We start from the raw sequence: 6000 nt of genomic DNA, 5'->3' as shown, positions 1-6000 counted from the left end.
CCGGCACCGCGTCGGCGACGTCCACAGTGGAAGTCCACATCAGACACACCTACATCGGCGACCTGGTCGTGTCCCTGATCGCGCCGGACGGCAGCGCGTACATCCTGCACAACAAGGCAGGCGGCAGTACCGACAACATCGATCGGACCTACACCGTCAACCTCGCCAGCGAGAACCGCAACGGGACCTGGACGTTGCGCGTGCAAGACACGGCCACCCAGGATGTCGGCACCCTCGACACCTGGACCCTCACCCTGTAGTCCACAGTAGACAGAGGACGGGCCCGGCGCGCACAGCGCCGGGCCCGTCACACCTAAGATCGAGCCATGGATCCGTTGGTGCCCCGGTATGGGGCAGGCTCGCTGGCCGATGTGGTCCCGTCGCTGCTGGCGGGGCTGGGTGTGCCGGGGATGGTGGACGTGCTCGGCCTCGACTGCGCGTCCAGGGTGTGCCTGCTGCTGGTGGACGGCCTTGGCTGGCACCTGTTGGACGAACACCGGGCCGACGCCCCGTTTCTCGCCGCGCTCGCGGCGGACAGTACGCCGATCACCGCCGGGTTCCCCGCCACCACCGCGACCAGCATCGCCGCACTCGGCACGGGGCTGCCCGCGGGCGAGCACGGCCTGGTCGGATACACCTTCGCCGCGGGCGACGAGTTGCTCAACGCCCTGCGGTGGCACCGCCACGGCGTCGCCGAGCAGGTGGATCTGCGGTCGGTGCTCGTACCCGAGCAGGTGCAGCCGCACCCGACGGCGTTCGAGCGCGCCACCGACGCCGGGGTGGCGGTGCGCCTGGTCGTGCCCCAGGAGCAGGAGGGCAGCGGCCTGTCCCGCGCGGTCCTGCGCGGCGGCCGGTTCCGCGGCGTGTACGCACTCGGCGACCTGCTCAGCCGCACCCTGGACGCGTTGCGCGAACGAGACCGGGTCTGCTGCTACACCTACCACGCCGACCTGGACTCGATCGGCCACCTCTACGGCCCAGGAACCGACCCCTGGCGACGACAACTCGCCTTCGTCGACCACCTCGCCGCGGCCATCGCCGAGAACCTGCCGCGAGGCGGCACGCTCGCGGTGACCGCCGACCACGGCATGGTCACCGTGACCGACCCCGACCGAGTCGACTTCGACACCCACGACACCCTGCGGGACGGGGTCCGACTGCTCGGCGGCGAAGCCCGCGTCCGCCACGTCTACACCGCCCCCGGCGCCCTGGCCGACGTCCGAGCCACCTGGACCGAGACCCTCGGCGACCGCGCCTGGATCGCCACCCGCGACGAGGCGATCGCCGCCGGGTGGTTCGGCCCCCGGGTCGCCGGGCACGTGCGGCCCAGGATCGGGGACCTGGTCGTCGCCGGGCGCGGTTCGCTGGCCGTGGTCCGCACCGTGGCCGAGCCCGGGGTGAGCGGGTTCACCGGCCACCACGGATCGCTCACCGCCGAGGAACAACTCGTACCGCTGCTGGTGACGACCAACACCGGATGACCCTTCGGCGCCACGCCGTCCCGACGGAGTGAAAACTGTGAACTCCTTGGTGTGTAATGGTCAGTTTGCCCTGCGGGTACCGGGCGCGGGTGAGAAGGTTCACCACAACGGCGGCATCCCACCAGCGTTCGCGCGGGCAAGGTGGTGGTGAGGTGAAGGCACGCAGCGGAGATCCAGTGCGTCATCCGTCGGCAGGAGGTTCGGGGAGGTACCGATCCGGCGCGTGGGAGGTGTGTCGACAGTGGACGTGAGCGAGCCCGTTCCGAGGCCCGACGACATAGCGCGCGCGGTCGGGCACGAACTGCGCCGAGCGCGGGACGCGGCCGGGTGGACGAGGTCCGATCTGGTCGCGAAGCTGCCCTCCGACATCCATGTGCAGACCCTCGCGACCTACGAACAGGGCGTTCGGCACTGCACGGTGGCCCGACTGGTGGAAATTTGCCGCGCACTCGGTGTGCCCGCGGCCGAGCTGCTGTCCTTGGCGCTCCAGCGCGCCGCGGTGGATCTGCACCGGGTCGAGCTCCGCGTCGATCTCCGCGCGGTCGCGCGGGACCGGCGGACCGAACTGGAACCACTGCGCGCGTGGGCGCGCCACCGGCTCGACGACGACGCCGACGGAACGGGCGTGGCCCGGCTCGACCCCGTGGTGATCCACGAGATGGCCGCGTTCTGCGGCCTGTCGCGCTCCGCGATGCTGCACATGCTGGTCGAGTTCACCCCGGAACTCGACTCCCGACCGACGTAGCTGATCCACTCGCCGACGAACCAGGTCGCGTCGTGGATTCGCCACCACTGCGCTGACCGCTCGCCTTCCTCTTTGCTCGCCACGTCTATGACACAGTGGACATCGGTCGAGTGGTCATCGGCCGACGCGGTGGGTCCGGCGACGAGCACCGCACTGACCAGGATCGAGACGCCGAGCGCCCTGACGGTCACGTTCGACAACTGAGAATTTCCTTTCGACGCACGGGGTTCGCGGGCGGCGCCGGTGCGAGGTGCATCGTGGCTCAGCGAACGGCGACAGCGTGCAGCGTCCCGCCGAAGCCGTCAAACTGACGCGCGCAGCGGAACTCGTTTCCGTCGCGGCACTGAACGTCCCGACCTGCACGTTCAGGCCACAGAGGACGCCCGTACTCCATTGAGGGTAGGAAAGTTAGCCCGATTGGACCAATCGGGCGTCACTCGGACGTGTGGCGAGCGCGGGGATGTTGAACATTCGGTGTGGTGCGCGAGCGAGGCGCGGTGTCGGTGGCGAACACCTCGGCCACCCGTTCCCGCACGAGGTAGGCCCGCGGGTCCCGCAGCAGGTCGTAGCGGTCGACGGCCTGTCGCCAGGTGTCCGCGGCCCGCTGGGGTTCGCCCTGTGCCCAGAGGATCGCACCGAGCAGTTCGAGGGTTTTGGCGTGCAGCGGGATGTTGTGGATCTGCTCGGCCAGTGCTGCCGCGCGCCGGGCGAGGGACTCGGCGGGGCCGAGTGCGCCTCGGTCCTGGTTGACCTCGGCCAGTGCGAGGGAGATTTCCGCGACCAGCGGCAGGTCGGGGATGCCGCGCACGATCGCGAGCGCCTGATCGCAGTAGCCCGCGGCGACGTCGTAGGACCCGAGGTCGCGGTACACCGCGCCGATTCCCGCCAGGGCACCGGCCAGCCCGGACTGGTTGCCGGTCTTCTCGGCGAGCGCGTGCGCCTGGTGCAGGTGGATCAGCGCCTCGTTGGTTCGCGCGGTCGCGCGCAGCGCGTCACCCAGGCGTCGATGAGCCCAGCAGAGCGCTTCGTCATGGCCCGCGGCCCTGGCCACGTCCAGGCACTGGGTGAACAGGCTGATCCCGTCCTGATGGTCGCCGCGCAGCACCGCGAGCCTGCCGAGGTGGTAGAGCGTGGCGATCGTGCCGGGGTCGTTGTTCGTCTCGCGCACGTAGCGCAACCCTGCCCGCAGGCACCTCTGCGCGTCGTCGAGTCTGCCCATGGCGAGGTAGGTCTGCCCGAGTTCGACCTGGGACGACGCCTCGGCCTCGGCGTCCCCGTCCGCCCGCGCGGAGGACACCGCGACCTCGCCGACCAGGCGGGACTCCTCCTGGTAGCCGTGGCGGTCGAGGAACACCCAGATGGCGTGCGCCACGCGCCAGGCGTAGTCGTGGTGGCCGTTGCGGGCGGCGAAGTGCAGCGCGGCGGTGAGGTTTCGCCGCTCGGTCGCGAACCAGGCATTCGCGGGCGCCGCGGCGGCGAAGGTCAGCGGTCGGACCGCGGATTCCACCGCCAGCGGCGGCGCGCTCAGGTGGTTCGGGTACAGCGTCCGGTCGGCGTTCGCCGCGGACGACAGGTAGTAGCCCAACATCCTGCGTTCGGCGTCGCGGAGTGCGTCCGGGCTCTCGTCGGCGTGGGCGCGGTGTGCGGCGAATTCCCGGATCAGGTCATGGAATCGGTAGCGGTCCGCCTCGTCGGCACGGTCCACGAGGTTGGCGCCCACCAGCGCGGCCAACGCGCCGCGCGTCTCGCCCGCGGCGCGACCGTCGTGGGCGGCCGCCACGTCCACGCCGAAGTCCGGGCCAGGATGGACCGCGGCCAACAGCCGGAACAGTCGTTGCTCCACTGTGGACAATGCCGTGTAGGACGAGTGAAAGAACCGGTACGGGGACGCGGTTCCGTCGCCGTCGTCGTCGAGTTCGAGCACCTGGGCGGTACCCAGTCGGGCGGAGTGCGCCGCGGTCCAGGCGTCGTGGTGACCCGCGATGTGCTCGGCCAGCACGGTGATCACGAGGGGCAGTCCGCCGCACAGATCGGCCAGGCCCTCGTCGGCACCGGCGGTGAACCTGGTTCGGCCGCGGACCCGGGTCGCGAGCAGGGTCGCGGACTCGGCAGTGGACATCGGTGTCACCCGGACTCGGCGGGCGCCGGTCATCGCGCTCAGCGTGGTGAGCCGACGCCTGCTCGTGACGATGACCAAACTGTTGCACAGCAACGGGATCAGGTCTTTGACGTGCGCGGTGTCCAGTGCGTTGTCCAAGACGATCAGCGTGTGGTTCTCGGCGAGCAGGTGTCCGAGCAGGACCTCGCGGGCCCGCGGGGTCATCGCCTCGTCCAGCTGATGATCCAGCGCCAACAGGAAGTCGTCCACGACGGCGGCGGTCTCGACCTTCGGCCCGTCCGCGAAACCGTTGAGGTTGACGAACAATTCCCCGCCAGGGAACCGGGACCGGCACCTGTGTCCCCAGTGGACGGTCAACGCCGTCTTCCCGACTCCGGGCATGCCGTCGAGGATCACGACACCGCGCGACGGCAGGCCCGCCGCGGTGAGCGTCGCGGCGTCGAGTTCGGCGAGCAGCCGTTCACGGCCGACGAAGTCGACGATGTCGTGGGGAAGTTGCCGAGGGTGGCGACGGGTCGGTGTCGAGACCCGCGGCGCGCTGACACCCGCCCCCCGCGCCCGCACGCCGTCGTAGTGCTGTTTCAGGTACTCGGCCGCCTGGTCCTGTCCGTCGGCCCGCAACTCGTTGCGCGTCGACAGGTAGTAGGCGACGGCTTCGTTGTCCCGCTGGAGGCTGTACAGGGCCGAGACGCGGAGTTTGGCGAGCGCCAGGTCATGGGGGTGGTCGGATTGGAGTTCGGCGAGGCGGACCAGGACGTCGTCGCCGTGGCCGAGATCGAGGAGCGCGGTCAGCAGGATCTTGTGCGCGGCGATCAGCTCGTCGCGTTCGAAGTGCGTCCGCCAGGACCGGGCCCGCAGGGTGTCCACGTCCTCAAGCAACCGGCCGCGCGACAGGTCGAGGGCCTCACGGGCGTGGACCGCCGCCGCCGCGGGGTCGTTGTCGCCCTGGTGCGCCCGAGCCTCGGACAGCAGCCTGCGGAACCGGTGCAGGTCGACCAGGTCTCGGTCCACGTCCAGGCGCAGGGTACCGCGGTGACCGCGCAGGACCGCGGGCAACTGCAGTCGGGTGACCGTGGCCCTGATCTTCGCCGTGTACGTGTGCAGCGTCGCGCCCGGCCGGTCCGGCGTCTTGTCCGGCGGCCACACCCAGTCCAGGATCACGTCCACCGGAACGGGCCGGTTCGGGTGGACGAGCAGCACGGCGAGCAGGGCACGGTGTCGCGGCGGCCCCCAATCCTCGCGCAGGTGACCGCCCAGCCTCAGCGCGGTGGTTCCCAGGATTCCGAACTCGACGTCCACCAGCTTCACCCCCAAAGCTGAGCCGCCATCCCCGTGAACTACCGAGAGGCACATCGATGCGACGGCACGTAATCGACCAAGTGTAGCGACAGCGAGATGACCTGTGAACTGAAAGTCCGCTGAAAGTCCGTCCGCAGGGCGCGGCGTTTTCCGGTGGCCGGATAACCGACGCTCCGCATACCGGAGAGCCGGTTGGCCCGCGCGCGGAAAGTGTTTCGTCCAGGGGTGTCCCGCAGGCTTGTCCAGTCGCCGGTGCACCGTGTTCCGGGGGGGTGAGGGGAGCGAGATGGACACGACTTCGTGGGTGCGGGGACCGTTCGGGGTGGATGCCGCCCGCCGGGTCACAATGACCGGCT

Annotated in this window: 4 protein-coding genes; 3 read left to right on the top strand and 1 reads right to left on the bottom strand. The window is 70.2% G+C overall.

The genetic code is table 11. The features are described 5' to 3' along the window. From ACT4N7_RS20805 to ACT4N7_RS20795, 3 genes are all read left to right on the top strand, one after another. Positions 1 to 260, top strand: a 260-nt coding sequence (locus ACT4N7_RS20805; protein WP_444830467.1) for a proprotein convertase P-domain-containing protein, incomplete at its 5' end; no start/stop codon positions are given. A gap of 66 nt (positions 261 to 326) precedes the next feature. After that, on the top strand, positions 327 to 1481 hold the full coding sequence (locus ACT4N7_RS20800) for an alkaline phosphatase family protein (RefSeq protein WP_444830466.1): 1155 nt from the start codon (positions 327 to 329) through the stop codon (positions 1479 to 1481). Positions 1482 to 1728: 247 nt separating this feature from the next. Further along, a complete protein-coding gene (locus tag ACT4N7_RS20795) occupies positions 1729 to 2226 on the top strand; it encodes a helix-turn-helix domain-containing protein (protein WP_444830465.1) in 498 nt (165 codons plus the stop codon). A gap of 433 nt (positions 2227 to 2659) precedes the next feature. On the opposite strand, the gene ACT4N7_RS20790 is transcribed toward ACT4N7_RS20795, so the two are convergent. Further along, positions 2660 to 5644 (bottom strand): tetratricopeptide repeat protein, encoded by a 2985-nt coding sequence (locus ACT4N7_RS20790; protein ID WP_444830464.1) that lies wholly within the window; start codon positions 5642 to 5644, stop codon positions 2660 to 2662. Positions 5645 to 6000: the final 356 nt, after the last annotated feature.

It is taken from the genome of Actinokineospora sp. (genome assembly GCF_052390155.1).
Lineage (GTDB): Bacteria > Actinomycetota > Actinomycetes > Mycobacteriales > Pseudonocardiaceae > Actinokineospora.
The sequence above is the reverse complement of the archived record's forward strand: the minus strand, read 5'-3'. Positions and strand labels throughout refer to the sequence as shown.

Excerpts from the sequence above, each read along its gene's own strand:
- ACT4N7_RS20800 (WP_444830466.1), top strand. The coding sequence starts at position 327 with ATGGATCCGTTGGTGCCCCGGTATGGGGCAGGCTCGCTGGCCGATGTG.